Origin of the sequence: Acidithiobacillus caldus ATCC 51756 (genome assembly GCF_000175575.2) — a bacterium.
Taxonomy (GTDB): domain Bacteria; phylum Pseudomonadota; class Gammaproteobacteria; order Acidithiobacillales; family Acidithiobacillaceae; genus Acidithiobacillus_A; species Acidithiobacillus_A caldus.
In genome coordinates this window covers 654,389-680,213 of record NZ_CP005986.1, presented here as the reverse complement: position 1 = coordinate 680,213, position 25,825 = coordinate 654,389, and the positions used below count along the sequence as shown (strand labels likewise).

25 protein-coding genes and 2 pseudogenes are annotated in these 25,825 nt (G+C 61.2%); 12 read left to right on the top strand and 15 right to left on the bottom strand.

Translation table 11 applies throughout. From position 1 onward, the window contains the following. Window positions 1-3 precede the first annotated feature (3 nt). Both greA and ACAty_RS03405 read left to right on the top strand, forming a co-directional pair. Window positions 4-480 (top strand): transcription elongation factor GreA, encoded by a 477-nt coding sequence (gene greA / locus ACAty_RS03410; protein ID WP_004870842.1) that lies wholly within the window; start codon window positions 4-6, stop codon window positions 478-480. A gap of 82 nt (window positions 481-562) precedes the next feature. After that, window positions 563-1,408 (top strand): undecaprenyl-diphosphate phosphatase, encoded by an 846-nt coding sequence (locus ACAty_RS03405; protein WP_004870840.1) that lies wholly within the window; start codon window positions 563-565, stop codon window positions 1,406-1,408. An 83-nt stretch (window positions 1,409-1,491) separates the two neighbouring features. Here ACAty_RS03405 and ACAty_RS03400 read toward each other — a convergent pair whose 3' ends face one another. The 7 genes from ACAty_RS03400 to ACAty_RS03370 form a co-directional block, all read right to left on the bottom strand. Beyond that, window positions 1,492-2,676: an MFS transporter gene (locus tag ACAty_RS03400; RefSeq protein WP_038472576.1), complete on the bottom strand. Its 1,185-nt coding sequence runs from the start codon at window positions 2,674-2,676 to the stop codon at window positions 1,492-1,494. A 46-nt stretch (window positions 2,677-2,722) separates the two neighbouring features. Further along, complete coding sequence (locus tag ACAty_RS03395) at window positions 2,723-3,667, bottom strand: heme o synthase (protein ID WP_004870835.1); 945 nt, start codon at window positions 3,665-3,667, stop codon at window positions 2,723-2,725. Window positions 3,668-3,679: 12 nt separating this feature from the next. After that, window positions 3,680-4,621 carry a hypothetical protein gene (locus ACAty_RS03390; RefSeq protein ID WP_004870834.1) on the bottom strand — a complete coding sequence of 314 codons (942 nt, stop codon included), beginning with the start codon at window positions 4,619-4,621 and terminating at the stop codon, window positions 3,680-3,682. Between the two features lie 18 nt (window positions 4,622-4,639). Continuing rightward, window positions 4,640-4,954 (bottom strand): cytochrome o ubiquinol oxidase subunit IV, encoded by a 315-nt coding sequence (locus tag ACAty_RS03385; RefSeq protein ID WP_014002402.1) that lies wholly within the window; start codon window positions 4,952-4,954, stop codon window positions 4,640-4,642. 68 nt (window positions 4,955-5,022) lie between these two features. Further along, complete coding sequence (locus tag ACAty_RS03380; RefSeq protein WP_004870828.1) at window positions 5,023-5,661, bottom strand: cytochrome c oxidase subunit 3; 639 nt, start codon at window positions 5,659-5,661, stop codon at window positions 5,023-5,025. Between the two features lie 54 nt (window positions 5,662-5,715). Beyond that, on the bottom strand, window positions 5,716-7,869 hold the full coding sequence (locus ACAty_RS03375; RefSeq protein WP_004870827.1) for a cbb3-type cytochrome c oxidase subunit I: 2,154 nt from the start codon (window positions 7,867-7,869) through the stop codon (window positions 5,716-5,718). A 22-nt stretch (window positions 7,870-7,891) separates the two neighbouring features. Continuing rightward, complete coding sequence (locus ACAty_RS03370; RefSeq protein WP_014002400.1) at window positions 7,892-8,851, bottom strand: COX aromatic rich motif-containing protein; 960 nt, start codon at window positions 8,849-8,851, stop codon at window positions 7,892-7,894. 650 nt (window positions 8,852-9,501) lie between these two features. Here ACAty_RS03370 and ACAty_RS03365 point away from each other — a divergent pair. From ACAty_RS03365 to pdxH, 3 genes are read left to right on the top strand one after another with little or no spacing between them, the layout of a single operon-like run. Beyond that, entirely contained in the window at window positions 9,502-10,254 is a 753-nt protein-coding gene (locus tag ACAty_RS03365; RefSeq protein ID WP_004870821.1) for a type 1 glutamine amidotransferase domain-containing protein, read from the top strand. Next, a complete protein-coding gene (gene rpiA / locus ACAty_RS03360) occupies window positions 10,244-10,915 on the top strand; it encodes a ribose-5-phosphate isomerase RpiA (RefSeq protein ID WP_004870820.1) in 672 nt (223 codons plus the stop codon). The genes ACAty_RS03365 and rpiA overlap by 11 nt, the downstream gene beginning before the upstream one ends. A 30-nt stretch (window positions 10,916-10,945) precedes the next feature. Further along, on the top strand, window positions 10,946-11,599 hold the full coding sequence (pdxH, locus tag ACAty_RS03355; RefSeq protein WP_004870819.1) for a pyridoxamine 5'-phosphate oxidase: 654 nt from the start codon (window positions 10,946-10,948) through the stop codon (window positions 11,597-11,599). Window positions 11,600-11,756: 157 nt separating this feature from the next. Here the strand turns inward: pdxH and ACAty_RS03350 are convergent, their stop codons facing one another. From ACAty_RS03350 to leuC, 3 genes are all read right to left on the bottom strand, one after another. Beyond that, window positions 11,757-12,086: a hypothetical protein gene (locus ACAty_RS03350; RefSeq protein ID WP_004870818.1), complete on the bottom strand. Its 330-nt coding sequence runs from the start codon at window positions 12,084-12,086 to the stop codon at window positions 11,757-11,759. Window positions 12,087-12,167: 81 nt separating this feature from the next. After that, entirely contained in the window at window positions 12,168-12,782 is a 615-nt protein-coding gene (leuD, locus tag ACAty_RS03345; RefSeq protein WP_004870817.1) for a 3-isopropylmalate dehydratase small subunit, read from the bottom strand. Between the two features lie 166 nt (window positions 12,783-12,948). Further along, window positions 12,949-14,358: a 3-isopropylmalate dehydratase large subunit gene (gene leuC / locus ACAty_RS03340; RefSeq protein WP_004870815.1), complete on the bottom strand. Its 1,410-nt coding sequence runs from the start codon at window positions 14,356-14,358 to the stop codon at window positions 12,949-12,951. Window positions 14,359-14,524: 166 nt separating this feature from the next. On the opposite strand from leuC, the gene ACAty_RS03335 reads away from it, so the two are divergent. Further along, window positions 14,525-15,748, top strand: coding sequence for a tRNA nucleotidyltransferase (locus tag ACAty_RS03335; RefSeq protein WP_004870814.1), 1,224 nt, complete (start codon window positions 14,525-14,527; stop codon window positions 15,746-15,748). A gap of 71 nt (window positions 15,749-15,819) precedes the next feature. Continuing rightward, complete coding sequence (pmbA, locus tag ACAty_RS03330) at window positions 15,820-17,163, top strand: metalloprotease PmbA (protein ID WP_004870813.1); 1,344 nt, start codon at window positions 15,820-15,822, stop codon at window positions 17,161-17,163. Between the two features lie 253 nt (window positions 17,164-17,416). Here pmbA and ACAty_RS03325 read toward each other — a convergent pair whose 3' ends face one another. Beyond that, complete coding sequence (locus ACAty_RS03325) at window positions 17,417-17,809, bottom strand: carboxymuconolactone decarboxylase family protein (RefSeq protein ID WP_004870812.1); 393 nt, start codon at window positions 17,807-17,809, stop codon at window positions 17,417-17,419. 165 nt (window positions 17,810-17,974) lie between these two features. On the opposite strand from ACAty_RS03325, the gene ACAty_RS03320 reads away from it, so the two are divergent. Then, window positions 17,975-18,208 carry a phage integrase N-terminal SAM-like domain-containing protein gene (locus tag ACAty_RS03320; RefSeq protein WP_004870811.1) on the top strand — a complete coding sequence of 78 codons (234 nt, stop codon included), beginning with the start codon at window positions 17,975-17,977 and terminating at the stop codon, window positions 18,206-18,208. A gap of 298 nt (window positions 18,209-18,506) precedes the next feature. Here ACAty_RS03320 and ACAty_RS16615 read toward each other — a convergent pair whose 3' ends face one another. Beyond that, on the bottom strand, window positions 18,507-18,641 hold the full coding sequence (locus tag ACAty_RS16615; protein ID WP_272945203.1) for a hypothetical protein: 135 nt from the start codon (window positions 18,639-18,641) through the stop codon (window positions 18,507-18,509). Between the two features lie 63 nt (window positions 18,642-18,704). Here ACAty_RS16615 and tnpA point away from each other — a divergent pair, with 63 nt between their 5' ends. The 4 genes and pseudogenes from tnpA (at window position 18,705) to ACAty_RS15170 (ending at window position 21,256) form a co-directional block, all read left to right on the top strand. Beyond that, complete coding sequence (tnpA, locus tag ACAty_RS03315; RefSeq protein WP_004867952.1) at window positions 18,705-19,001, top strand: IS66 family insertion sequence element accessory protein TnpA; 297 nt, start codon at window positions 18,705-18,707, stop codon at window positions 18,999-19,001. Beyond that, the gene (tnpB, locus tag ACAty_RS03310) at window positions 18,977-19,384 is read left to right on the top strand and encodes an IS66 family insertion sequence element accessory protein TnpB (RefSeq protein ID WP_148262189.1); all 408 of its coding nucleotides are present in this window, start codon (window positions 18,977-18,979) and stop codon (window positions 19,382-19,384) included. The genes tnpA and tnpB overlap by 25 nt, the downstream gene beginning before the upstream one ends. Continuing rightward, window positions 19,308-20,955 (top strand): annotated as a pseudogene (gene tnpC / locus ACAty_RS03305) (IS66 family transposase). The gene tnpB and the pseudogene tnpC overlap by 77 nt, the downstream one beginning before the upstream one ends. Continuing rightward, window positions 20,945-21,256, top strand: a complete 312-nt coding sequence (locus tag ACAty_RS15170; RefSeq protein ID WP_004870695.1) for a hypothetical protein — start codon at window positions 20,945-20,947, stop codon at window positions 21,254-21,256. The pseudogene tnpC and the gene ACAty_RS15170 overlap by 11 nt, the downstream one beginning before the upstream one ends. Here ACAty_RS15170 and ACAty_RS03300 read toward each other — a convergent pair. From ACAty_RS03300 to ACAty_RS03290, 3 genes and pseudogenes are all read right to left on the bottom strand, one after another. Next, a complete protein-coding gene (locus tag ACAty_RS03300) occupies window positions 21,188-22,369 on the bottom strand; it encodes an ISL3 family transposase (RefSeq protein WP_051620737.1) in 1,182 nt (393 codons plus the stop codon). The genes ACAty_RS15170 and ACAty_RS03300 overlap by 69 nt on opposite strands. A gap of 46 nt (window positions 22,370-22,415) precedes the next feature. After that, window positions 22,416-22,622: pseudogene (locus ACAty_RS03295) on the bottom strand (hypothetical protein); the annotation flags it as partial. Between the two features lie 56 nt (window positions 22,623-22,678). After that, window positions 22,679-25,822, bottom strand: a complete 3,144-nt coding sequence (locus ACAty_RS03290; RefSeq protein WP_004870808.1) for a BPTD_3080 family restriction endonuclease — start codon at window positions 25,820-25,822, stop codon at window positions 22,679-22,681. Between the last annotated feature and the right edge of the window lie 3 nt (window positions 25,823-25,825).

Genomic DNA, 25,825 nt, shown 5'->3' with positions numbered 1-25,825 from the left:
GCCATGAGCGACAAAATTCCCATGACTGTGGTCGGCGCCCAGCGTCTGCGCGAAGAATTGCAGCGCCTCAAGAGTCAGGACCGCCCGGCGGTCATCGAGGCCATCGCCGAGGCACGCGCCAAAGGCGACCTCTCGGAGAATGCCGAATACGACGCTGCCAAGGAGCAACAGGCCTTCATCGAGGGGCGTATCCGCGAGATCGAAGATTTCCTCGCTCGCGCTCAGATCATCGATCCGCGCAGTCTCAATACCGACGGCCGTATCGTCTTTGGCGCTACCGTCGAACTCGAGGACAGCGACGGCAAGGCCATTACCTATCAGATCGTGGGCGATGCCGAGGCGGATATCAAGGAGAACAAGATCTCCATCAGTTCTCCCCTGGCTCGTGCGCTCATCGGCAAGCACGAGGGGGACAGTGTCGAGGTAAACGCCCCTGGCGGCATTCGCGAATACAGTATCCTCGGCGTTCGCTACCTCTGAGCCACAAAACCCAGCCCTTCGATGGGAAGGGTATCCGGTTGCTTTTACTCACCATATCAGCCCTTGAAGGGAGCGGTCCGTAATGGCGCATCACTTTTACCTGTTGATCCTGGCAGCACTGCAAGGCGTCACCGAGCTCTTTCCCATATCGAGCCTTGGCCACAGCATACTGGTGCCAGCCCTGTTTCGCTGGCCTATCGACCGCGATGCCGACTGGTTTCTGCCCTTCATCGTGGTCCTGCACCTGGGTACCGTAGCCGCCCTGCTCACCTTCTTCTGGCGCGATTGGGTGCGCCTCATCGGCGGCTTTCTTCGGGCTCGCGGGAGGCCCAGCAACCCGGAGTCGCGCCTCTTGTGGCTCCTGGTGCTGGCCTCTATTCCTGCGGGGCTGCTGGGCCTTGCCTTGGCACACAAGATCAAAGCACTTTTCGGTGGCTTCGGTTTTGCCGCCGTTGCCCTCATGCTCAACGGAATGATGCTGATCTGGGGCGATCGCCTACGTAGCCGTAACCCCAGTCATAACCTCGACACCCTGAGTTGGCGCCGGGCGCTCATCATTGGCTTTGCCCAGGCTCTGGCCCTGATTCCGGGCTTTTCCCGCTCGGGTGCGACGCTGGTGGCGGGCATTGGTACCGGACTCGACTACGAAAACTCCGCGCGCTTTTCCTTTCTTCTGGCCACGCCCATCATCGCTGCTGCCGGCCTTCTCGAGGTGCCCAAACTCTTCCACGCCCAACTTCCAGGTGGCTTTCTGCAATTGATTTTTGCCGCTGGGGTACTCTCGGGCCTCTTCGCCTGGTTGTCGGTGTGGTTTCTGATGCGTTACTTCCACAGCCACGAGATCAAGGCATTGCGGCCTTTCGGTTTTTACTGCGTGGGCTTCGGCGCTTTAGCCTTGATTCTGGGCGTGGGCGGACTTGCCGGCTGATCGCCACCAAACCGGCCAAGTCCTGACAGCACTGTGGAAATGGCGATGCCGCATCGGCGGCAAACCGGATCCGGAAGGTCTTCCTAGCGTTGTTCCGAGGCTAGCAGTACGGTGAGCCGTCCGCTGCCCAGACTTTGCAGTGCCAAGAGCACGCCGATGGCCGTCAGAATGTAGAAGACACCGGCCACCCCCACCATACCCAGACCCCAACCTCCCACGACACCGCCGACGAAGATCCCGAGAAACTGCATGAGGGAATAGACACCGCTGGCTGCCCCGCGCTGCTGCGGGCTGGTAGCGCGACTCATCATGGACGGCAGGATGGCAGACGCGACGTTATAGCCGCCAAAGAAGACCACCGCAGCCACGGCAACAGGCCAGAAATGACCTGCCTCCACACCCATGAAAAGTGCCCCTAGAGCGATGGCGAGTCCACTGCCCACTAGGGCGCTACCGTGGCGCCGGTGGCGCTCGGCGTAGATGACTGGCGGCACCATGATGGCGACGGACAGCAACATGACCGGCAGATACACCTTCCAGACCCCCGTATCGCCTACCCCCATGGCCCGCACGAGTTCCGGCGACAGGACCACGAAGCCGGCCCCCAGCACCATTTGCAGGATAAAGATACCCACGCTGGCCGTGAGTACCGGGGCATGGGTAAACATGGCCCGGGCTTCGCGAAAACCACCCATGCGCCGGTCGGGGTGCACCGGAATGGGAGGGATGAGCGTCCACAAAGGCAACAGCGCCAGAACGCCAAGCAGGGCCGCAGCCAGAAAGACCCCCGTCAAGCCAGAGAAGCCGAAAACCACTGGACCCAGGCCCATGCCCAGCACGTAGGCGACGGCAATACTGCCGCCAATGGCCGCCATGGCCTTGGTGCGATGCGCCTCGTCGGTAAGGTCCCCGGCGCTGGCCAAAAGGACCGAGGATACTGCACCGGCGCCCTGGAGCACGCGTGCCAGGACGATACCCCACATGCTGTGGGTAAAAGCTCCCAAGAGGGAGCCCGCGATAAACAGGAGCAGTCCAAAGACCAGCATGGGCTTGCGACCGAAGCGATCCGAGGCAACCCCGAAGGGAAACTGCAGAGCGGCCTGGGCCAGACCATACACACCGATGGCAAGCCCCAGTAACAAGGGCGAGCTCCCCCGTAACTGGGCACTGTCCAGGGACAGTACCGGCATGAGCATGAAAAGCCCCAGCATGCGCACGACATAGATGAAACTGAGCCCAGAAATGGCACGTTTCTCGCTCTTGCTCATGGGCACTGCGGCAGCTCGCGCCGCAGCCGCGCCCCCGTTCCGTCCCTCAGACGAGGCCATAACTCACCGCCGCCTTGCCCAACAGCAGAGCAGTGAAAATGAGAAACAGATAGGAAATGGAGAAGGCGAAGAGGCGTCGGGCATAGCGATCCATATCCGCGTCGATCGCCATGCGCTGCAGGCGCAGCGCCATGACCACGAACCAAGCCCCGGCGCCAAAGGCAATGGCACCGTAGATCCAGTCGCGATTCAAGAGCGCCGGGATCATGCTCACCGCCCAGGTAGCCAGCGCATAGCGGACCACCTCCCGCCGCGTCCGATCGACCCCATGGGTCACCGGCAGCATGGGAATGCATGCCTGCGCATAATCGCGTCGGCAGTAGATAGCCAGCGGCCAGAAGTGCGCGGGCGTCCAGACGAAGATCAAGGCCACCAAGACCACAGGCAACGCGGCCAGTTGACCGGTTACCGCAGTCCAGCCAATGAGTGGCGGCAACGCCCCGGCAAGACCTCCCCAGACGATATTCCATGGGGTGCTTGGCTTGAGGTAGAGCGTATAGACGACACCGTACCCAACGGTGCCCAACAGAGTGAGCACCAGAGTCAGGGGATTGGTCCAGATGGCCAGAATGGCGATGGCCAGACTCATCAAGATCAGGGCATAGACGATGGCACCGGACCGCCCGATGCGACCATTGGCCAACGGTCGCCCGTGGGTACGCCGCATGTGCTGATCGAGATCAGGCTCGACGATCTGATTGAGCACACCGCCAGCACCACCGGCCAGGGCAATGCCCACCAGCCCGGCGAGGGCTGCGGGCCAGTGACTGAGGGTCGCCGGCGCCAGCAACTCGCCGACGGCGGCAGTGAAGACCAACAGACTCACCACTCGCGCCTTGGCCAGAACCCACAGATCGCGAAGCAGCTGACGGGCACTGCCCGGCTCGGGCAAAGGCAGGATGCGTGGTGCATTACTCAAGGATTTGGCCATGATTGCTGTTCCTCAATGCCAGTGCAGGACTATGGCAAGGCTCATCAACAGCACCATGCTCTGGTGAAACGCGACCAGGATGCCCGGATCCTTGGGCTTGAGATTGACGGCATGAAAGAGCAGAAAGCCCACCGCCACCTGCGCCACAGCCAGATAGAAGGCCACGGGAAAGGCGGGCATCATCCAGCCCAGGGTCGCCACCAGGATCAGCGCCGCCGAGACGTGGGCAGCAACGGTCCACTGCGACGCCTTGCGCGGTTGCACAAAACTGCCGATGGCCGTACCAAAGCCCCGCTGGCCCGTGGTCATACCGCCCAGAAGCACCGCCAGCAGCAAGGCGTGCAGGGCCCCCTGATAATACAGGAAGGTCCAGAAATTGAGGCCCGGATAGGCCAGATTGGTGAGGTAGGTCAGGAACACGCCATAGGCCAGCAGGCCGTGCACGCCGTGCACCAGAGCCGGAGCGCGTCCCGCAAGCACATAGAGCGTGCCCATACCAAAGAGTGCGGTCACCACGATCAGACCCAGACCGCTGATGGTGTTCACCGTTGGCGCCAGCAACACCAGCGCCAGCGCCACCAGACCCACCATCGTTGCCACGACGCGATGGGCGGCTTCGGGATCACCGCGCAGCATCAGTACTACGATGTTCCGGGTGTAGGGCCACTTGGTGCCCAGAGAAAGCCCGTAGCCGAATCCCTCCACCAGACTGCCGAGGAGGATGAGCACCATGGCCAGGCCGACCTCGGTGATGGCGAGGCCCGCCACTACCCGATCCAGCAAAGTGCCCGGGCTATCCAAGCCTCGCCACAGACCTGCCACCAGGGCGGCAGCAATACCCACGCCGATGCCTTTACCGATACGGCGCACCAGCGGCGTCATCTCCGGCTCTACCGCATGCGGCAGGGCCTCGGCAGGGGCGGCGGCAGGACGATCACTCAAGACACTAGACATGGGTATCACACTCCTCAGTTAACCATGCATGCCCGGCATGGGCGGCATGGTGCGCAGGTAAAGCTGCGAGAACATCCACCAGGTCAGACCGATGGTCAGCACAAACAAGGGGATGAACGCCACCAGCGACACGGTGTTCCAGATGTTGTGCTCGGAGATGTCTATGTGCAGCAGGAAGTAGATCTGGGCGATGGTGGCAATGCCGGCACAGACCGTGATGACCAGCAGAAGCCCAAAAGGCGGCGCTGCATGGGAGCTGACCAGAAAGGTTGCTATGAGCATCAGCAGGGTGGAAATCAAAAAACCCGAAAAGTAACCGCGCCCGCTGGACATCTGCACTTCCGGGTGGAGGATGGGGTCGGCATGACCGTGTCCACCATGGTGCCCATGTTGTGCCTGACTCATGACATGTACCCCCAGAGGTAAACGAAAATGTAGACGAATACCCAGACCACCGCCTGGAAATGCCAGAACATCCGCAAACTCAACAGCCGCCCGACGGTGTCCGCGGTGAAGCCCAGCCGCAGCACCTGGTAGATCATCACCAGGATCCACAGCAGGCCAAAGAAGATATGCGCCGCGTGCACCTGGGTCAGGACGATGAAGGCCGAAATACCGCCGCTCGTGGCAACCGTGATGCCGTGGGCCGCCAGATCCAGGACGTCATGAATGTCCAGAACCAGAAAGAGCACGCCGAGCACAAAGGCGCCCAGCAAGCCGTTGATGAGCCCGCCGCGGCTGCGCCGCTTGAGTGCCGTCATACCCATGCCGTAGGCCAGCACACTCAGAAAGAGCGCGATGGTTTGCGAAAAGGTGTACCACGGCTTGACGAAATCCGCGGGTGTGGGGCCACCAAAGTAACTGTGTTGATAGCTCAGCACGCCGTATGCCGCGAACAACGTCGCGAAAATCATGCCGTCGCTCAACAGGTACAAAAAGAAACCCAGACTGCGTGTAGAGATCACATCGTGGCCGTGGTACTCCGTGTCCCAGAGCACCGCGGTCTTTGGATCCGGGGTATTGCTTGCATGTCCACTCATAAAATGCTTCTTCCTTGTATGCGGCTGCGCCCAGCGGCGCAGCCGGAACTCACCTTAGTGACGTGCGCCAGGACCCATGCTCGGAGGCGTGGAGGTCGTCGGCAGATCACTGCGCTCATAGGCCATGGCCGGACGACCCACCGCCGGCGCACCACCCACCACGGGTTCACCAGCGCTGCCATCGATCTGCCGCTCCCGGGCGATTGCCTCGCGCTCCATGCGCTCCAGTTCCGCCGCCGTAACGATGTAGCCAGGGTCACCGCGGTAGGAGCGGACAATCATGAGGACGATGATGGCCACGAGACTGGCGAGGCACAGCCACCAGATCCGCCAGGTCAGCGCGAAGCCAAGAACGAAGGTCAATGCACCGATGTAGAGCGCCACCGCCGTGTTGTTGGGCATGTGGATGTCCACATACTTGGCCGGCTGGACCCCCGCGATACCGTTGGCCCGACGCCAGGCCGCCTCGTCCCGAGCATTGACGTGCGGCGTGACCGCAAAGTTGTAGAAAGGGACTGGAGAATGGGTGAGCCACTCCAGGGAGCGCGAAGTCCCCCAGGCATCGGCCCCTACCCGGTTCTTGACCCGATCGCGAATGCTGACGTAGAGCAGAACGAAGAAGGCGAAGACCGACAGGGTGTACACCACGATGCCGCCTTCCATCACTAGCAGGTAGGGCTGCCAGTGGACATTGAAGACATAGTCCAAACGTCGGGTCATGCCCATGAAGCCCAGCATATACATGGGCACGAAGACCAGTACGGTACCTGTGGTAAAAAGCCAGAACATGGTCTTGGCCCAGAACTCATCCAACTTGAAGCCGAAGACCTTGGGGAACCAAAAGATGACCGAACCAAAAACCGCGTAGACGATCACCAGCAACATCGAGTGGAAGTGGGCGATCACGAAGACGCTGTTGTGCACCATGTAGTTGATGGCGGGAATGGCCAGCATCATCCCCGTCAAACCACCGATGAGCAGTAGGAACAACGCGCCGATGGCCCAGAGCATCGCCGCCGTGAAGGTCAGGCGCCCGCGGTACATGGTGAAGGCCCAGTTGAACACCTTCACGCCCGTGGGAATGCCGACGAGCATGGTCGCCACGCTAAAGAAGCTGTTGACATCCGGACCCGCACCCATGGTGAAGAAATGGTGCAGCCAGACGAGCCAGGACACCCCGGCGATGGCGAAACTCGCCAACACCATGGTGATGTAGCCAAACAGGGGCTTTTCGGAGAAAACCGGAAAGATCTCCGACATCATGCCGAAGGCCGGCAGAATGACGAAGTAGACCTCAGGGTGCCCCCAGATCCAGAACAGGTTGGTGTACAGCATGAGGTTACCGCCCAGGCCCGCCGTGAAGAAGTGGGCGCCCAAATAGCGGTCGGCGGCAACGAGACCCAGGGCCACCTGCAGGGCCGGGAAAGACGTCAGGGCAATGATGTTGGCAGAAAGACTGGCCCAGACGAAGATGGGCAAGCGGAACCAGGTCATGCCCGGAGCGCGCATCTTGATGATGGTAACGAGCAGGTTGATGCCGCCCAAGGTCGTACCCAAAGCCAAGAGCTGCAGGGTCCACATCCAGTAATCCACGCCCACGCCGGGACTGTACTGGATCTCGAAGATGGGCGCGTAGCCAAACCAGCCGTTGTGGGCAAAATTGCCGACGAACAGACTGGCCATGATGAGCGCCGCACCCGCCGCCGTGATCCACAGACCAAGGGCGTTCAGGTAGGGATAGGCCATATCGCGCGCACCGATCTGGATAGGCACGATGATATTCATGAAACCCACCAACAGCGGCGTGGCAGCGAGGAGAATCATGATCAGGCCGTGTGCCGAGTACACCTGCCCATAGTGGAAGGGCGTGAGGTATCCGTGCAGAGCGCCGAAGACCCCCGATGAATCGGGCCCCACGGCCCAGGCCTGCTGGGTGCGGATCATCAGGCCGTCGACAAATCCGCGGAAGAGCATGACCAAGCCGATGATGATGTACATCACTCCGAGCTTCTTGTGATCCACGGTGGTGAGCCACTCCTTCCAGAGATAGCCCCACTTGCCGTAGTAGGTGATGAGCGCCACGATGGCGATGCCACCCAGGACCACCGCTACGAAGAGCGGCGCCAGGATGGGGTTATCGTAGGGGATCTGGCTCCAGGCCAGGCGCCCCAGAAGGGGGTTCCAACCCCCAGGAAGATCTACGAGCATGGGCTTATCCTCTCCTTTTGTCCTAGTCGCGATGCTCTGCGGATTGCTTTGCTATGTAGGCCACCATGTTTTCCGTCATCATCGGCGGAATGGGCCAAGTCTTGCCGTCCATCACTTCCATCATGACGTGATCGAAGAGTCCGTCCGGCACCTTGGAGAAGTAGACCACGCGGTGATGGACGTTGATGTAGGGCTCGGCATAGCGGTCGAAACTTGCTTCCGTCATGGTCTTGGGCGATGCCTTGACCTGCTGCACCCATTGGGTGAACTCGCTCTGGGGCACGATCTTCGTTTTGAAGGTCATCCAGGACGTACCGGCGCCAGCGTAGTCCGAGCAGATCCCCTGGTACTCACCAACATGGGTCGTGTACAAGGCATTCTTGGTGCGCATGCCGGGCATCACATCGATCATGCCCACCAGCTGCGGAATGAAGAATCCACTGGTCACCGAGGTCGACGTCAGACGGAAGAAGGCGGGCGTATTGACGGGCAGAACCAGTTCATTGGCCACCGCCATGTGGTACTGCGGATAGACGAAGAGCCACTGCCAGTCCGTCGCGATGACATCCACATCCACGCGTTGGGATTGGGGCGTCAAGTTTTTGGTTATCACCGTGGGATTGTAGGGATTGAGTTCAAAGGTGCCCTTCACGGCAAAGTAGGCGAGAAATCCCACCGCGATGATGGGGATGCCCCAGACCACCACCTCGATGGTATTGGAGTGCGACCACTCGGGATGATAGCTGCCGCGATTCTTGCCCTTGTGATACCGCCACATGAACCACACCACCAGAAGCGCCGTGATGCCGACGATGGCGCCCATGACCAGCACATCAATGATCATGTACTTGAGGTTGGTGTCGGCCATGACCCCCTTTGGATCAAAGATCCAGAAAATCCCGGCATTGGCTTGGCTCGACCAAAGTCCTGCAAGCAGCGCCATCCAAGGCGCCGCCCGGCGCCAGAGCTTACCTACGTACATAAGAAATTTCTCCCTTTCGGATCTTTGCGACCGCCGTATTGTGTGTTGCCTGTGGACCATCGAGCGGAAAAGCGAGATGCCAAGTGCCGGGAACTCCCTTTTTTCCCTGCAGAAGGCGCACAACCTGAGCATTGCCCAGCCCACCGAACTCCGCAATATCGGCCTAAGCGACTGAAAAGCCTGCTGAACACAACGCAGTGGCAAATCAGCAAGCCAAGCACGACACTACTCCTCCGGGGGAACCCCGCTCCGTCGGCGGACCGCCGACACCATGATGAACTGGAACTGTTTTACCTAACTAGCCGGAAACGTCCATAAGGTAAATCAGGCTATTCTGTTAGGCAAGGGAATAAGGCTTCAAATATTTTTGGGCAAACAAAAACATTGATTAGCACGATCAATGGTAAATATAGTTATATTAATGTATTCTAATATTACAGTTGGGACACCGCTCTTGGCCGATTTTGGCGTACGCCTTTCGCTTTCTGTAATAACTAAATATTAGCAAATATAAATATAACCTGCGCCCTTGTATACACATTATTGTAATGTTATTTAAAAGAGTGTTTAGGATCTTTTTTTAGTAAAAACTCTACCGATATTTTTATCGTTTTATTACTCGCACCACCCGATCATGGTATCGTCCGGTTATGCACACCCAACCCTATGTATTGATGCTCCTGAGCAGCAGCCAACAGCTACGGCTCCGCTCCGGCGTCCTGCTGGAGTGCGGCTTCTGGGCAGAGGAATTCCTCATCCCATGGCACATACTGCGGGAAAGCGGCTGGCCAGTCCTCATTGCCACGCCCGATGGACGACCACCGCAGGTCGATCCCGGGAGCCTCCAGGCGGACAACCTGGCCGGCGACGAGCGACGTGCGCAGCGCCTTAGCGCGGAGATCCGCTCCCTCCAGGCAGTACTGTCGTCGGTGCAGGATCTGCGGCGCCTGAACCCTGACCTACTGCAGGCGATGCGTGGCCTGTTCATCCCTGGGGGCAACGGGCCCCTGCAGGATTTCCCAAAAAGCGCAGCCGTTGCGCACCTACTCTGCCACTGCGAGGGCCAGGGCACTCCCGTTGCCAGCCTATGTCACGGCGGTGCTGCCCTGCTTGCCGTCGCCTCCGGGGGGCGTCGCGCTTTTTGCGGATATACGGTAAGCTGTTTCCGTAAGGCTGAGGAGGAAGATACCCCTCTCGCGGGCGACTGGCCCTATCATCTGGAGGAACGTCTCCGGGAGTGCGGGTACAAGACGGACCTCGGGCCCCCGTGGTCGCCGCACTGGACGCAGGACCGCCGGCTCCTGAGCGGTCAAAATCCCGCCTCTGCGGCCGCGCTCACGCGCGCCTTCGTGGCGCAGCTGGAAGTACTTCGTCAACACAAAGGATCGCGACATGGACGTTAGGGCCCTCAAGGAAATGGCTGCGGAAGCGGCGCTCAGTTACATTCAGCCCGGGATGGTGGTTGGCGTGGGCACCGGCAGTACCAGCAATCTGTTCATCGACGCCTTGGGACGCGCCCAGATACACGTCGAAGGCTATGTCGCCTCCAGCCTCGCCACCGAGGCCCGGCTGAAGTCCCTGGGTCTGCCGGTGCTGGACCTCAACGCCACCGGAGATATTCCCGTCTACATCGATGGCGCCGATGAAATCGATCCACACTTTCGTCTCATCAAGGGCGGAGGCGGTGCGCTCACGCGGGAGAAGATCGTCGCCTCAGCCGCCCGGCGCTTCATCTGCATTGCCGACAACAGCAAGGACAAGCCGGCATTGGGAAGTTTTCCCCTGCCCGTGGAGGTGATCCCCTTCGCTCGCAGCTTCGTTGCCCGGCAGCTGGTCAAGCTGGGCGGCAGCCCGGTCTTGCGCAAGGATGTGACCACGGACAATGGTAATGTGATTCTGGATGTGACTGGCCTCGACCTGACCGACCCTCTGGCCATGGAGATGCGCATCAACAGCATTCCCGGGGTGTTGGACAACGGTATCTTTGCGCAACGACGCGCCGACGTGGTGCTCATGGGCAGTGAATCGGGCCTGATCAGTCGCGCAGCGGACACGCAAGCCTGAATCCGTACGCCTGAATCGAGGAGCAACCCCATGGAAGGGGAGATCGATCATCGCAGCACACGGCGGGATTTCGTTCACGGTGAACTGCATCGTCGCGATCTGGATCCCGACCCTTTCCGACAACTGGCGGCGTGGCTGGAAGCCGCCGAGAAGGCCGGCAATTTCGATCCCACTGCCATGGCCCTGGCTACTGCCGACGCCCATGGGCAGCCGAGCCTGCGCTACGTCCTTCTCAAACATTTTGACGATCGAGGACTGTGCTGGTACACGGACAGCCGCAGCCGCAAGGGCCAGGATCTGGCGGTAAATCCCAGAGCCGCCCTAGTCTTTTACTGGCCGGAAGTGGACCGCCAGGTGCGCATCGAAGGCCGCACGGAAATGCTGCCCGAGTCTGCAGCCGAGGACTATTTTCGCCAGCGTCCACTCCGCAGCCGACTGGCCGCCTCCGCTTCGGAGCAGTCCCAACCCATCGCCGACCGCGCCAGCCTGGAGGCGCGGGTGGCCAGCCTCGCAGCGCGATATCCCGACGGCAGTGTCCCGCGCAATCCCGCTTGGCGCGGCTATCGCCTCGTCCCCGCACGCTTCGAGTTCTGGCAGGGGCGCCGCGACCGTCTCCACGATCGCTTTGCCTACCAGCGCCAGGAGGAGTCCGACGCCTGGCAGATCCAGCGCCTCATGCCCTGACCCCGGTTTTCCCTAGCCGGGGGGGTGCCCGCCCGCAACGATCAGACATGGGCAACGCCCGGATCGTGGCGCGTCCGGCCCGCCCAGACCAGGCGGTATCGAAGCCATTGCGAAAGGGTGCGTAAACCCTTCGAGGAGGCGCAAACCCAGCCCGACCTCAGAAGGGCTCGAGGCGGGCCTCATGGTCGATGACGATGAGGCGATAAAGGGTCTCACCCAGCTGGATGTGCCCACTCTGAGGCGCACCGATGCGGATACTGCTGCCGCCGGCAGAGCTGAGCCCCAGGGGTTGAAAAAGATCTTGCGCGATGAGTTCCTGCAAGAGCTCCTCCAGCTCTGTCACCGCTACCGTGGCGGTATTGTCGACCAGGCGACAGATCTTGCCGCGCTTGGTCTGTGCCTCCACGATCACGGCGTCTGGTCGCAGTGGGGGCAGGCCCTCCTCTGCCGCGGTTTCAGCCGTTTCTGCATTTCCATCCAGACTCACCTTGCCACACCCCTCGTCACTCAGTCCAAATCGATCCCGCTGTCCACGGTTCAGGCCGACGCGGTTTCTGCGGAACTCACCCTACCCACGGAAAAGCCACGGAAACTGCTGCCGACGCTGAGCCTCGTAGCGCGCGATGGCGTCTTTGTGCTGTAGGGTGATTTCGATATCGTCGAGACCGTGCAGGAGCTTGTGACGGGTGCCCGGTGCCACCGAAAAGTGGGTCCGCCATCCGTCACCGCCTACCAATTCGCCCTGCCCGAGATCAATGCGCAGGCGGTAGCCCGGCTCGCGCTGCACCGCCTGGAAAAGCGCTTCGATCCGATCGGCGTCGAGGGTAACCGTAAGAATGCCGTTCTGCACGCAATTGTTGGCGAAGATATCGGCAAAACTGCTGGCCACCACGGCGCGAATACCGAAATCCTGCAGAGCCCAGGGCGCATGCTCACGGCTGGAGCCACAGCCGAAGTTCTCCCGCGCCAAAAGGATCTGGCCCGAGGAATAGGGTGGGCGATTGAGCACGAAATCCGCTCTGGGTGTGCCGTCCTCGGCATAGCGCCAATCGTGGAACAGGTGCCGCCCCAGACCCTGGCGTTCGATGGTCTTCAGAAACTGCTTGGGAATAATGGCATCGGTGTCCACATTGGCTCGGTCCAAGGGGATGAGGACCGACTCCACTACGGTGAAAGCTTTCATTCAGCGCTTCTCCAGACGGCGTAAAACGAGATACTCGGCGGCGGAACAAGCACTGCCCCAGCCGCGGCTGCCCGCCAAAATGCCGATATCCACGAGACCCAAACTACAGACCACCAGCGCCAACTGCATCCAAAGGCGGCGTTTTTTTGCGGGGACGGACCCGCCCCTATTGCGGCCAGTGACGAACATCGACGAAATGCCCAGCAATGGCCGCCGCCGCTGCCATGGCAGGGCTGACGAGGTGGGTGCGGCCACCGGCACCCTGGCGGCCCTCGAAATTGCGGTTGGAGGTGGCGGCGCAACGTTCACCGGGCTCCAGACGATCGGCATTCATGGCCAGGCACATGGAGCAGCCGGGCTCTCGCCACTCGAAACCCGCCTGCCGAAAGATTTCATCCAGCCCCTCGGCTTCGGCCTGCATCTTCACCAATCCAGAACCTGGTACGACCATCGCCGATTTGACCGAGGCCGCCTTGGTCTTCCCGCGCACCACCTGCGCCGCTGCGCGCAGGTCCTCGATACGGGCATTGGTACACGAGCCGATGAAAACGCGATCCACGGCGATGTCGGTAATGGGTGTGTGCGGCCGCAGGCCCATGTAGTGCAGCGCGTTACTCCAGGCCTGTCGACGGATGGCGTCGGGGGCCTCGTCCGGATCCGGCACGCGGCCATCCACGGGCAGTACCATCTCCGGGCTCGTCCCCCAGGTCACCTGAGGCCGAACGCTACTGCCATCCATGCGCAGCTCCTTGTCGAACTGGGCGTCGGCATCGCTGACCAGTTGCCGCCAGGTCACCACCGCCTCCTCCCACTCGGCGCCACTGGGCGCATAGGGGCGTCCGCGCAGGTAGTCGATGGTGCGATCGTCCACGGCTACCAGCCCAGAGCGCGCACCGGCCTCGATGGCCATATTGCAGAGGGTCATGCGCCCTTCCATGGAGAGGTCCCGGACGGCGGGCCCGGCAAACTCCATGGCGTAACCCGTACCGCCTGCCGTACCCAGCTGGCCAATGATGGCCAGGACCAGATCCTTGGCCGTCACGCCGGCAGCGAGTCGTCCATCCACCCAAACCCGCAGATTCTTGGATTTTCGGGCCCACAGGCACTGGGTCGCGAGAACGTGCTCCACTTCCGTGGTGCCGATACCAAAGGCCAGGGTCGCGAGAGCGCCATGGGTGGCCGTGTGCGAATCGCCACAGACCACGGTCATCCCCGGCAGGGTAAGGCCCTGCTCCGGCGCGATGACGTGGACGATACCCTGGCGACGATCCATCATCCCGAACGCTTCGATGCCATACTCCCGACAATTGCGATCGAGCGTTTCCACCTGCAGACGCGCCACCGGATCACTGATGCCTGCCGCCCGATCCGTGGTGGGCACGTTGTGGTCCGCCGTCGCAATGTTGGCGTCCACACGCCACAGCGAACGCCCCGCCGCGCGCAGACCGGAAAAGGCCTGCGGACTCGTCACTTCGTGCAGCAACTGGCGATCGATGTAGAGCAGCGTACGCCCGTCGTCTTCCGCGAGAATGGCGTGCTGGTCCCACAATTTGTCGTACAGGGTCTGTGCGGCCATGAAAACTGGGCCTCCGCTACGGTGAAAACAACTTGAACCTTAACGAAATCGGGACCTGCTGTAAATTGCTGGCGCGGGTACGCCTGGTCCAGACGGGACTTTCGGCCAAGTCCCTAGCGGGCTAATCTGCGCCCATGGGAAAGGATGCCAATGAAGCGGGCGGGCCATGAAGCGCTATCTGGTGGGCGGCGCGGTGCGAGACCGCTTGCGCGGGGTGACCGTTCAGGATCGCGACTATGTCCTCGTGGGCGCGGGACAGGAGGATATCGATGCCCTGCTCGCCCGGGGTTTTCGCTGGGCAGGCAAAGATTTCCCGGTCTTGATCGGGAGAGAGGGGGAGGAGTATGCCCTCGCCCGAACCGAGCGCAAAACGGGTAGCGGCCACCGCGGTTTCGTCGTGGCGACGGCGGGGGTATCCCTGGAAGACGACCTCCTGCGCCGCGATCTGACCATCAATGCCATGGCGGAAGACCTGGAAACCGGCGCCATCGTCGACCCCTATGGCGGGCGTCGCGATCTCGATGCGCGGGTCCTGCGCCACGTCTCGCCGGCTTTTCGCGAGGACCCTCTGCGCGTGCTGCGTCTGGCACGCTTTGCCGCGCGTCTTCCCGATTTCGTCATCGCCCCGGAGACCGAGGCCTTGGTACGCCAGATGATCGCCGCTGGGGAACTGGCAGAGCTCAGTCCCGACCGGGTCTGGAAGGAAACCGAAAAGGCGCTCAAGGGCCCGGCGGCCAGCCGCTATTTTAGTCTGCTTTGGTATTGGAGCGGCCTCGCCGTCCTGTTTCCGGAATTACTGCCCCTGGCTCAGTCCGGGCTGCCCTGGCAGCGGGGGCTGGCGGCCCTGGACCATTGCCTGCACAGGTATGGGCAACCCGCCCTGGCCTGGGCGGCATTCTGCTACCCCATGAGTAGCCGCTATCCCGCAGCGGGCGAAGGGGCACTGATGGCCATGGGGCGGCGGCTCCCCATCCCGAAATCCTGGCAACGCCTCACGCTCGCCGCAGTGACGGGTCGTACACAGCTCCTGCCGGCATTGCGACAGGCCTCGCCACGGCCCTGGCTGCGGCTTCTGCTGCAGATGGGGGCGCTGCGGGATGGCGGTGTACTTGGCTCGGTGCTGCAGGTATGGCAGGCCATCGCCGAGGTGGAACTGGTGGCGGAGCGCGAATGGGCATTGGCCCTGGCCACCACCCGCGAGGCGCAGCAGCAGTTGCTGGCACTGCCGCAGAGCTCTGCCTACCAAAGGCTTGGCGAGGCATACGCCGGACGCGATTTTGGTCGTGCCTTGCGTATCCTGCAATGGCGGACCCTGGCCGCAATGCAGCGACAGTATCGCCAGCAGTTGGCCAGCTACGGTGCCGCCCGACACCTCCCGCCGTCGCCCTGAGTCCACCCGCGTTTTCCTCGACGGGCGGCAATGGGTATGATGCAGGGATGCCCACCGTCAAGGAGCCCAGCATGAGCCGAAGCGAACCCCCACTACCCTCCGCCGCCGAACTGAGCGCCATCGTCGAACAGGCACTCGGGCTTGCCCGTCGCGTGGGGGCATCGGCGGCAGAGGCCTCGGCCAGCAGCAGCAAGGGCTTGTCCGTCAGTGTGCGACTGGGCGAGGTGGAGTCCATCGAATACCACCGCGACAAGAGTCTGGGCGTCACCGTCTATGTGGGACAGGCCAAGGGCAGCGCCTCTACCTCGGATTTTTCTGCCAAAGCCCTGGAAGAGACGGTCCAGGCGGCTCTGGCCATTGCCCGTCACACCTTTGCCGATCCGCACGCGGGTCTTGCGGACCCCGCGTGGCTGGCACGCGAATTCCCGGACCTCGATCTCTACCACCCCTGGGACATCGATGCTGACGCCGCCGCTGAACTGGCGCGCCGATGTGAGGCGGCGGCACGGGACAGTGATCCTCGCATCTGCAATTCCGAAGGTGCCAGCGTCGCCACCGGCGAGGGTCTGACGGTTTACGGCAACAGCGAGGATTTTCTAGGCGTCAGTCGCGGTTCCCGCCACAGCCTGAGTTGCTCGGTGCTCGCCGGCGATGATCAGGGCATGCAGCGGGACTACTGGTACGACGTCGCCCGCAACGCCAAGGCCCTTGCCGCAGCTGAAGACATTGGCCGAATCGCGGCACAGCGGACCCTGCGCCGGCTGGGAGCGCGCAAGATTGCCACGACCCGCGCGCCGGTGCTCTTCGAGAATCAGGTGGCCGCGAGCCTTCTCGGTCACTTCGCCTCGGCCATCAGTGGCGGCAACCTCTACAGACGCTCGAGCTTCCTCCAGGACAGCCTTGGCAAACGTATCTTCGCCGAGGGCATCCGCATCTACGAGGAACCTCTGCGCCCACGCGGCCTGGGCAGCGCGAGTTTTGATGCCGAAGGGGTGGCAACCCACGACCGCGATCTGGTTCAGGATGGCGTCCTGCAGGGCTACCTTCTGGATAGTTACAGCGCCCGTAAACTGGACATGGCCAGCACCGGCAATGCCGGTGGCGCCCACAATCTCACCTTGAACCCTGGGCAAGGCCATCTGAAGGAGCTCCTGCACACCATGGGGCGCGGGCTTCTGGTGACCGAGCTCATCGGCTTCGGCGTCAACACCCTGACGGGCGATTATTCCCGGGGTGCCGCCGGATTCTGGGTGGAAAACGGCGAGATCCAGTACCCCGTGGAGGAGATCACCATCGCCGGCACGCTCCAAGACATGTTCGCCCGGATCGTAGCGGTGGGCGAGGATATGCTGATCCACGGCAATGTCGGCTGTCCCTCCGTCCTCATCGAGGACATGACCATCGCGGGCAACTGAACTCCCGCAGGGACAGCACCGGAAATACCCCAGCCAGAGCCACGAGAGCCCGTCCCCGACGTGGCTCACCACACCGTTTCGCCCTCACTGCCTCCAACCTTTTGATGAGTTGAGCCACGTCAGGAAGCGCCATCGGTTTGGACAAGTTTTAGACCTTGGCGCGATGCTCTACGACCAACTCCAACGGCTAACGTAAAGTTGAGGGCCGCACCGCATTTGGCGCGTCCCTCTCGAACGTAATTTTGGGGGGTGGTCAATTTGATTGACCCGATTCATCACGCTCTGCAAAGACTTCCTTGGCTGCGAAAATGCCATTCAATGCAGAGGGAAAGCCTGCATATACAGCCATCTGGATCAGAATTTCCACGATTTCTCGCCTTGTGCAGCCAACGTTGAGTGCTCCGTGAATATGCACTTTGAGTTGGGGTTGTGCATTACCCAAAGCGGTCAATGCGGCAACGGTGGCAATTTCCCGCTCTTTTAGTGAAAGAATGCCACGGGAGTAAACGTCACCAAAGGGAAACTCGATGGTGTAACGGGCGAGATCGGGAGCAATATCTTTCAATGCCTCAATTACCTTTTCGCCGGCGTGACCGTCGATCTCCTTGAGTTTTTCCCAACCGCGTTTGTAACGATCTGATTCCACTGATGACTCCTAACGTAAATTAGATGGTACGACGCTACCGCATGTACATTGCCCAATACAACGGGAACGTCACGCAACCTATTGATTCTAAGAGATATCGAATCTTACCTAACAATTTAGAGCAGCCGAGCCACTCCCAGCTCTCCGCCCAAACTCCTGGATCCGGTGCGCGCCCGAATCCGGGCGTTGCGCTACAGCATCCGCACCGAAGAGGCCTATACGGACTGGGCACGCCGATCCATTCTCTTCCACCACATGCGGTATCCCAAAGAGATGGGGGCGGCTGAGGTGGAGGCCTTCCTGAGCCATCTGGCGAGGGAGCACAAAGTTTCCTCCCCCACCAAAAATCAGGCCAAGGCGGCACTCCTATTACTTTATAAACAGGTTTTCGTTCTTTGACATTTGTTGTCTAGAACGGTTGCGTGGAACATATATGCGTAAACAAATCTCTCATCTCTATATTATTAATAGTGATATTTGCCATGCATCCTCCCAGAAACTGAGAACTTCGTAAACAGTATAAGTCCATGCTACCAGTTGTTTACATCAGCCTGGGTGATACGGAACGAATCGCCCAAGTGACAAGCAAAACGCGTCAGGAGTTCTGCATACTGCGCATCAATGCAAAGAGTAGCACTACTTGTCAGGTCGCAGACGATTGCGTGGTCTTGCGATGAATAATTGGTTCTTCGACGTTTCATGTGGGTAGCCGGAGATCGAGCTTACCCAGGATGAGATAGGCCATATTGATGAAGTTCTTGTGGGTGCGGTAGCCACGGGCCCTGGCCTTGGCAGACTGCAGGAGGCTGTTGAGTAACCGTTCAAACCGCACCGTACTTCCCGGCCTGACCTGCGCGCCATAACCTGTTCCTGCATTGACATACAGGAGCGCGATATGAAGCAGCGGTACAGCAGGGCCGACTGGCAACGACTGATCGACGAACAAGGGGTCAGCGGCCTGACGCAAAGAGCATTCTGTGCCCAAGCCGGTGTAGCCGTGGCGACCTTTGGTTATTGGAAGCGCAAGCTGCGGGCCGATAGTGCAGGCTTAGCCGAGGATCCCGCCAGTGCCCGAGGCGGCTCATTGAACGATTGGCTCGAGCTGGCACCCGAGGTCTCTGAGCCAGCGCGTGGCTGGCACATCGAGCTCGATCTGGGCAATGGGGTGTGTCTGCGGCTACGCCAAGGCTGACCATGCTGGTCCCCGGGTCGGCCGTCCTCCGGGTATGGCTGTATACGCCGCCTGCGGACCTGCGCAAGTCCTTCGATGGGCTCAGCGCCCTGGTGCGACAGAAGTTAGCCGAGGATCCGGCCAGCGGCCAATTGTTCGTGTTCATCAACCGCAGGCGCACGCAACTCAAGGTGCTGTACTTCGAGCCGGGCGGTTACTGCCTGTGGAGCAAGCGCCTGGAGGCGGGCCGCTTTCACGTCGATGGCCTGGGCGGTGACAGGCGGGTGCTGAGCTGGACGGAGCTGAAGCTGATCATCGAAGGCATCGATCTGTCCTCGCTGCGCCGCTTCAAACGCTTCAAAAAGGGCGGAAACCGTAGCCTCGGGAGACCCGAAAAGGTATAATGCCGTGCATGCAACTGTCGGACTGCACAGCAAAAAATACCTTCTCCCCTGGGGGAGATCCGACCGCGGTCATCCAGGCCCTTCGCGCCGAAATCGCCTCGCTCAAACAGCAACTCGACTGGTTCAAGCGGCAGCTGTTCGGGCGCAAGTCCGAGAAGCGGATCCTCGAACATCCCAATCAGCTCGATCTCAGCACTCTGCTGGGCGATGCCCCACCGGCGGCCGATCCTACGCCCACCGAAGAGATCAGCTATCGGCGGCGCAAGCCAAAGCAGCGCAACGCCGACGATGTGACCGATGCCGGTCTGCGCTTCGGCCCCGATGTCCCCGTCGAGGTGATCGAACTCTCCGCGCCCGAGTTCCATGGCCCCGATGCCGATCAGTACGAGGTGATCGATTACCAGATCACCCGCCGTCTGGCCCAGCGTCCCGGCAGCTACGTGGTGCTCGAGTACCGCCGCCCGGTATGGCGGCACAAGGCCTCCTCCAGCCTGCGGGAAGTGCCGGCCCCTGCCGCGGTGTTCGCGGGTAGCCTCGCCGATGTCAGCCTGCTGGCCGGCATCCTGGTGGACAAATTCTGCTACCACCTCCCGCTCTATCGTCAACACCAGCGACTCCAGGACGCCGGTATCACCCTGAGTCGCAGTACGCTGACGAACTACACCCAACGGGCCATTGAGCTCCTGCGCCCCATCTACGATGCTCAGTGGCGGCACATCCTGCAGAGCCGTGTGCTGGCGATGGACGAGACGCCGATCAAGGCGGGGCGCAAGAAGCCGGGTCAGCTGCAGGCCACCTGGTACTGGCCGATCTATGGAGAGGACGACGAGTTGTGCTTTACCTGGTCGACGAGCCGTGGCAGCGCCCACGTGGAGCAACAGCTCGCGGGCTTTGCCGGCGTGCTGCTCAGTGATGGTTATGCGGCCTACGACCGCTATGCCAAATCCCGACCACAGGTGACTCGGGCCCAGTGTTGGGCACACACCCGGCGCTACTTTGAGCGGGCCAAGGACCAGGACCCGGCGGCGCAGGAGGCCCTCACCCGGATCGGCGCACTGTACCGGGTCGAACAGCAGATTCGAGAACAGGGACTCGAAGGCGAACCGAAGCGCGACTACCGCAGCCGCCATGCCGGCCCGATCGCCGAGGCCTTCTTCGGCTGGTGTCACCAGCAACGCCAACGCATGGATCTGCTCAACAGCGATCCTTTGGCCAAGGCCTTGGTCTATGCCGAGAATCACCAGGCTCAGCTCAAGGTCTACCTGAACGATCCCGAGGTGCCCATCGATACCAATCATCTGGAGCGGGCCCTGCGGGTCATCCCGATGGGGCGCAAGAACTGGCTGTTCTGCTGGAGCGAGGTGGGGGCAAGGCACGTTGGCATCATCCAGAGCCTGCTGACCACCTGCCGACTACATCACGTCGATCCCTACACCTACCTGGTGGATGTCCTGCAACGGGTCGCCCTGCACCCGGCCCGAGATGTGGAAGCACTGACCCCACGGGTCTGGAAAGACCGCTTTGCCAACAACCCGCTGCGCTCGGATCTCGACCATGCCCATGGACATTGACGGCCTGAGCTTCGAGGAACTGCTGGAACTCAACCAGCGCGTGGTGGCGCGCCTGAAAATGCTCGAGTCGATGCAGGCGCACCTGGAGATGATGCGCTTCCATCCCGGTCAGCGCGTCAGCTTTGCCCACCAGGGGGGACGCTTGATGGGCACGGTGGTCAAGTATAACCGCAAGACCGTCACCGTGGTCACCGACAACCGCCAGAGCTGGAATGTCCCACCCCATCTGCTCTCACCGGTAAAGGACGCCAGACCCACCCAACCCCAACAGCCGACCGCCGATAAAAAACGACTCAGATAACCTCGCTTGGGACAATAGCGGTCTAGTTTGGACGGTTACGCTGTTGAAGCCCTCCAAGATACCGTTGGTGATCTGGCTCTCGAACCAGCGGAGGATGCCATCCCAGTGGTTCATGAGGGTGTAGGTGACTTTGACCAGAGGGGGTAGTCCGCTGGCCTTGGCGTTTTCCATCCAGGCCTTGAGGAGCACAGCGCCCTGGTGGCGATTCTGGATCGTGAAGATTTCTTGGAAGGTCAGGCGGAACTGATAGGCCTGGGCCGTCTTGAGGTTCTGGTTCTTGAGGAGCTCCTGGAGCTTGGCGCTCTGCTTGGCCGAGAGCTTTCCTGGATTCTTGAGCCAAAGCCAGCGGCTCTTCTTTAGGTCGGGTTGGGAGTACACCTCTCCCTTGCGCACGACGTCCACGGCCTCATTGATGAGCTTCATCAGGTGAAAGCGATCGAAGGTGACCTGGGCGTTGGGTAGGTGTTCTGCGGCACCTTTTTGGAAGGCTGGAGAGAGGTCCATGCTCACCTCCGCAATAGCCTCGGAGTTACCACCATGGGCCTGCAGATCTTCGCAGAACTTCTCAAAGGTCTGAGCATCCTTGCCTGGGGTGGCGAAGAGTAAGCGCTTGGCCGCCAGGTCCACGAACAGGGAGATGTAGTCGTGGCCGCGCCGGCTGCTGGTTTCGTCGACACCGATGGCCTGAACCTCCGACATGTCCACCGCCTCGCGGGCTTTGGAGACATAATGGTCGATCACCCGCCAGAGTCGCTGGTCCGTCTCCCGGACCATGGCCATGACGAGAGCCTCGAAGAGCAGTGTGAATCCTGAGCCTTCCCGCGCCCAGGGGACGGGCACCAAATGCACACCGTGTTCCGGGCACTGGACCCGCGGCACCCGAGCATGGAGGTAGGCCGCATGCTGGAAGAAGTCGAGGTGGCGCCAGACCTTCTCCTGCGTGTCATGGACGGGACAATCCTGACCGCAGACCGGACAAGGGAAGTGGCTACCTCTTGAGAAGTTCACATAGAGGTCCAGGCGCTTCTCCTCCACCGTAAACCGAACCGCGTCCACCGCCCACGGTGGAACTAGGCCCAATGCCAGCGTGAACAGCTGATTCCCTTGGTCCATAAATCCCCTCGGCTTGCTGACCGCTCCACTCGGCAATCATACCGCCTTACCCACTCAAAATGTCGAAGAGCCGAATAATTCTCAGCATACCATTTTTCATGGCCACCATCGGTGTGGAGTGTCTGAGCGCCCTTTGAGGTAAATGGTCATTGTACGACCAGACATAGCGGGGCAGCGTGGTCTCCAGACCCTGGGCGCTGTCGAATCTATGGGTGGCCAAGACCTCGACGATGATCCGGCCGTTGAAACGTTCGTCCTTCTCAAAAACCACTATTTTCGAGAAACTGGCTGTACTCGTCCTCGCCTACCTCAACCTTTGGTCACGTCGTCCAGCACCTTACGCAGCTCGCTCGCTCCGAAGCACAGGTGATAACTCCACCTCCCAAACCGCCCGTCATTCGTAACCGCCCGGCACCAGCGTTCAGCCGCCGCCTTCTTGATCAGCGCATCGCCAATCTGGCCCTTGATCTCGACCATCAGGTAATCGCCTGTCGTAAGCAGCACGATGAAGTCGGGCAGGTATTTTCTGGGCACGCCCTCCTTGCGGTACGGAATCACCAAGCCCAGTCGATCGTTTTTAACCCAGGATTCGACAACCGGATGCGTGCCCAGCAGCTCGGCGGCTTCGCGCTCCCAGTCCGAGTCGAATACGGCGGCATTCAGGTGGCAACGTTTGACGTCATGCAAAGCCTTACCGGTATGGAAATTGACAAACCGGGTGGATCGTATCGCAGCGGCACCCGGCGCCAATAGCGGTTGTTCCTGGCTCTTCCCACCGCCATCGACCGCCTCCCAGGCGTTGACGATCATCGCCACAGCCTTGCCGAAGTAGGGGTTGATCGCCAAATCCTGCCTCTGGCTGGAACCGACCGTATCAACATGGTTGTCAATGAAGTACGTCGCCGCCTGCAGCATCTGCGGGAACAGCCGGTGCGGCGGAATCGCGTCGCCTCGATCCTGTTGCCATTTCTGCGCCAGGACTTTGGCAAGCTCGAACGCTACCTGCTGGATGCGCACACCCTGGCGCCAAGACTCGAGACTGACCCGTACAGGCGATCCCGGCCCGAAGGAAATCAACCGCCCGTCTTGCGTCGTCAGTCCGCGCAGCAAAACGTCATCCGGCACCTCGCCGGGATCGAGCACCAAATTGCCGACATGATCCCAGTCGATCTTCACCTGGATGACACCCGGATCCTGGTATCCCTCCACCACCGGGAACTCGATCTCGTACTCCGCTCGATCCGGATCGGCATACACGTGATTGGCCGGCGGTGACGGCGGCTGGGGCTTGCCGCCCTCGACCTTGAACGGAATGAGCTCGAACGGCACCCCGAGAATCTGCGCGGTCTCCTCCGAGAAAAGACCGGTGGCCTCATCCACCGTGTAGGAAGTGCGCCTGAGCGCCCGCCCCACCACCTGTTCGCACAGCAGCTGCGAACCGAAGGGACGCAGGCCAACGATGTGGGTCACCGTGGTGGCATCCCACCCCTCGGAGAGCATGGACACCGAGATAATGCAGCGTACGTTCCGTCCAGGCGGTACCTCAGGGTTGACCACAACCAGTCCGCTCTCCTCATCCTCGAGCGCCTTGCGATTGTGCTTTTCAACGAGGGCCGCATACTCTTCCGGCACCTTGCGGCCAGGCCACTCAGTCTTACCGATTGTCTCGAGGACGAAGCGCAACCGCCTCGCTTCGTCACTGCTGCCCCCGGCTTCGATATCCTCCTCGACCTTGCTGTCGATACGGACGGTCATCTCTTTGCCCGGTTCGTTACGGAACTCAGGCACGCCCGCGCCATACTGCGGATCGCCCTCCGCCAACCAGGCGTACATCGCCTTGGCGATTGTGGTGTCCTTGCACACGATGATGAACACCGGTGGTACATCATGTTGACGATTGCCCTGGTGGAAATGCCCCTGCCACTTGGCCAGGGTTTCGCGCCAGCCAGCGGCCAGCGTCATGATGGGCGCCGTGGCGTAGCGCATCACTTCGGTCACCGTCACCGGCCCGATATGGCCATTGTTCTGCGCCCGCCGCTGCATCCAGCGCCAGACGTTGAAATAGCGCGGCTCCTCCTCGCCCGTGCCGTCTTCCGTCGGCAGTTGCGGCACCTTGACGAGCCCCGCCTCGATGGCCTCGAGCAGGCTGAAGTCGGACACCACCCACGGAAAGGGTTTGCCGACCTCGTTGCCGCTCCCTTGGATGTAGAACGGCGTGGCCGAGAGATCCACGCACAGCCGGATGCCGTTGCCGCGTCCGCCCAGCGCCTTGTTAATGCGATCTAGTCCCTCGATCCAAACTGTTGCCTCGCGTACATTGGCGGCCGTGGTTTCGTCCTCGTCGCCGCACTCATCGGCTTCCTCGACCATGCCGCGCCGGTAGGCATGGTGCGCCTCGTCGTTCATCACTAGGATCGCCGAGCTGCGACCCTTGCGACCACCCAGCACACGCTTGAGAAACGCCGCATCGCTTTCCAGATACTGCGTTTCCTTCACGTTGAATGCCTTGGGGGTTCCGTCGCGCTTGTTCTCGACACTGACAATCTCAAACGCGCCCACGGCGGCCTGATGGCGAATCTGCTCGGCGGTCATCGTAGCGCCGACCTTGATCGTGCGGAATTTCTCAATCGGCGTGCCACGTTTGACCACCCGCGCGCCCTGGCCGTTGACGTCGCGCGTTTCGCGCCGCTCGAGGTTGTGCCAGTTGGTCACGAACACCTCGCCTCGACGCAGTTCGGTCATGCGGTGCGCAGGCACCAGCTCGCGCGTACGATAGAGCGACAGTTCGTCGCGCTCGGGGTTGAGTTCCTGCAGCCGGTCGCGGATCGTCACGTTCGGGCAGACGATGAGCACAGTGTCCGAATAAGCAGCATTCTGCGGATCGGCCACCTTGTTGAGGATCGACCAGGCGGCGAGCATGCCCATCACCGTGGTCTTGCCCGAGCCGGTGGCCATCTTGAGCGCATAGCGCAAGAAAGCCTTGTAACCGGCCTCCTTGGCCACCGCACCCGGCTCGTCCAGCGGCACCTTGATGCCTTGTAGCAGATCGGGCGGCCCTTCGACGAGGAAGATGACCGTCTCTGCTGCCTCGAGCTGGGCGTAGAAGAGGGGTTGGGAGCGATCTTTCGCGCGCCACAGGTCGATCAGCTCGCGCGTGACCCTGGTGGCGCCCTGATAGTCGCGATCGCGCCATTCCTGCACCCGCTGGCGCAACAGGTTAGCGAGGTCGAGCAGATATTCGTTGCCCTTGATATCTTCCTCGAACATCTCTCTCTGCCCGGCCGCGCGCCGGCCTCGTCCGGCCCGTTCGGGCACCCGCAGGAAGTAGCTCGCCGGCCGCCGACCGGGTTCGATGCGTGGCTGCTGGCCGGCCTCGATATGCCAGTGCTGCTTGGGCTCCTCGTAGGGCGAGTTGATGATCGGATTGGCTACGGCGTTGATCTGCTGCGCCATGGC

Bases quoted from the DNA above. Each gene is read 5' to 3' on its own strand.
- greA (WP_004870842.1), top strand. From the start codon at position 4: ATGAGCGACAAAATTCCCATGACTGTGGTCGGCGCCCAGCGTCTGCGC.
- ACAty_RS03405 (WP_004870840.1), top strand. From the start codon at position 563: ATGGCGCATCACTTTTACCTGTTGATCCTGGCAGCACTGCAAGGCGTC.
- ACAty_RS03400 (WP_038472576.1), bottom strand. From the start codon at position 2,676: ATGAGCAAGAGCGAGAAACGTGCCATTTCTGGGCTCAGTTTCATCTAT.
- ACAty_RS03395 (WP_004870835.1), bottom strand. From the start codon at position 3,667: ATGGCCAAATCCTTGAGTAATGCACCACGCATCCTGCCTTTGCCCGAG.
- ACAty_RS03390 (WP_004870834.1), bottom strand. From the start codon at position 4,621: ATGTCTAGTGTCTTGAGTGATCGTCCTGCCGCCGCCCCTGCCGAGGCC.
- ACAty_RS03385 (WP_014002402.1), bottom strand. From the start codon at position 4,954: ATGTCCAGCGGGCGCGGTTACTTTTCGGGTTTTTTGATTTCCACCCTG.
- ACAty_RS03380 (WP_004870828.1), bottom strand. From the start codon at position 5,661: ATGAGTGGACATGCAAGCAATACCCCGGATCCAAAGACCGCGGTGCTC.
- ACAty_RS03375 (WP_004870827.1), bottom strand. From the start codon at position 7,869: ATGCTCGTAGATCTTCCTGGGGGTTGGAACCCCCTTCTGGGGCGCCTG.
- ACAty_RS03370 (WP_014002400.1), bottom strand. From the start codon at position 8,851: ATGTACGTAGGTAAGCTCTGGCGCCGGGCGGCGCCTTGGATGGCGCTG.
- ACAty_RS03365 (WP_004870821.1), top strand. From the start codon at position 9,502: ATGCACACCCAACCCTATGTATTGATGCTCCTGAGCAGCAGCCAACAG.
- rpiA (WP_004870820.1), top strand. From the start codon at position 10,244: ATGGACGTTAGGGCCCTCAAGGAAATGGCTGCGGAAGCGGCGCTCAGT.
- pdxH (WP_004870819.1), top strand. From the start codon at position 10,946: ATGGAAGGGGAGATCGATCATCGCAGCACACGGCGGGATTTCGTTCAC.
- leuD (WP_004870817.1), bottom strand. From the start codon at position 12,782: ATGAAAGCTTTCACCGTAGTGGAGTCGGTCCTCATCCCCTTGGACCGA.
- leuC (WP_004870815.1), bottom strand. From the start codon at position 14,358: ATGGCCGCACAGACCCTGTACGACAAATTGTGGGACCAGCACGCCATT.
- ACAty_RS03335 (WP_004870814.1), top strand. From the start codon at position 14,525: ATGAAGCGCTATCTGGTGGGCGGCGCGGTGCGAGACCGCTTGCGCGGG.
- pmbA (WP_004870813.1), top strand. From the start codon at position 15,820: ATGAGCCGAAGCGAACCCCCACTACCCTCCGCCGCCGAACTGAGCGCC.
- tnpA (WP_004867952.1), top strand. From the start codon at position 18,705: ATGAAGCAGCGGTACAGCAGGGCCGACTGGCAACGACTGATCGACGAA.
- ACAty_RS15170 (WP_004870695.1), top strand. From the start codon at position 20,945: ATGGACATTGACGGCCTGAGCTTCGAGGAACTGCTGGAACTCAACCAG.
- ACAty_RS03300 (WP_051620737.1), bottom strand. From the start codon at position 22,369: ATGGACCAAGGGAATCAGCTGTTCACGCTGGCATTGGGCCTAGTTCCA.
- ACAty_RS03290 (WP_004870808.1), bottom strand. From the start codon at position 25,822: ATGGCGCAGCAGATCAACGCCGTAGCCAATCCGATCATCAACTCGCCC.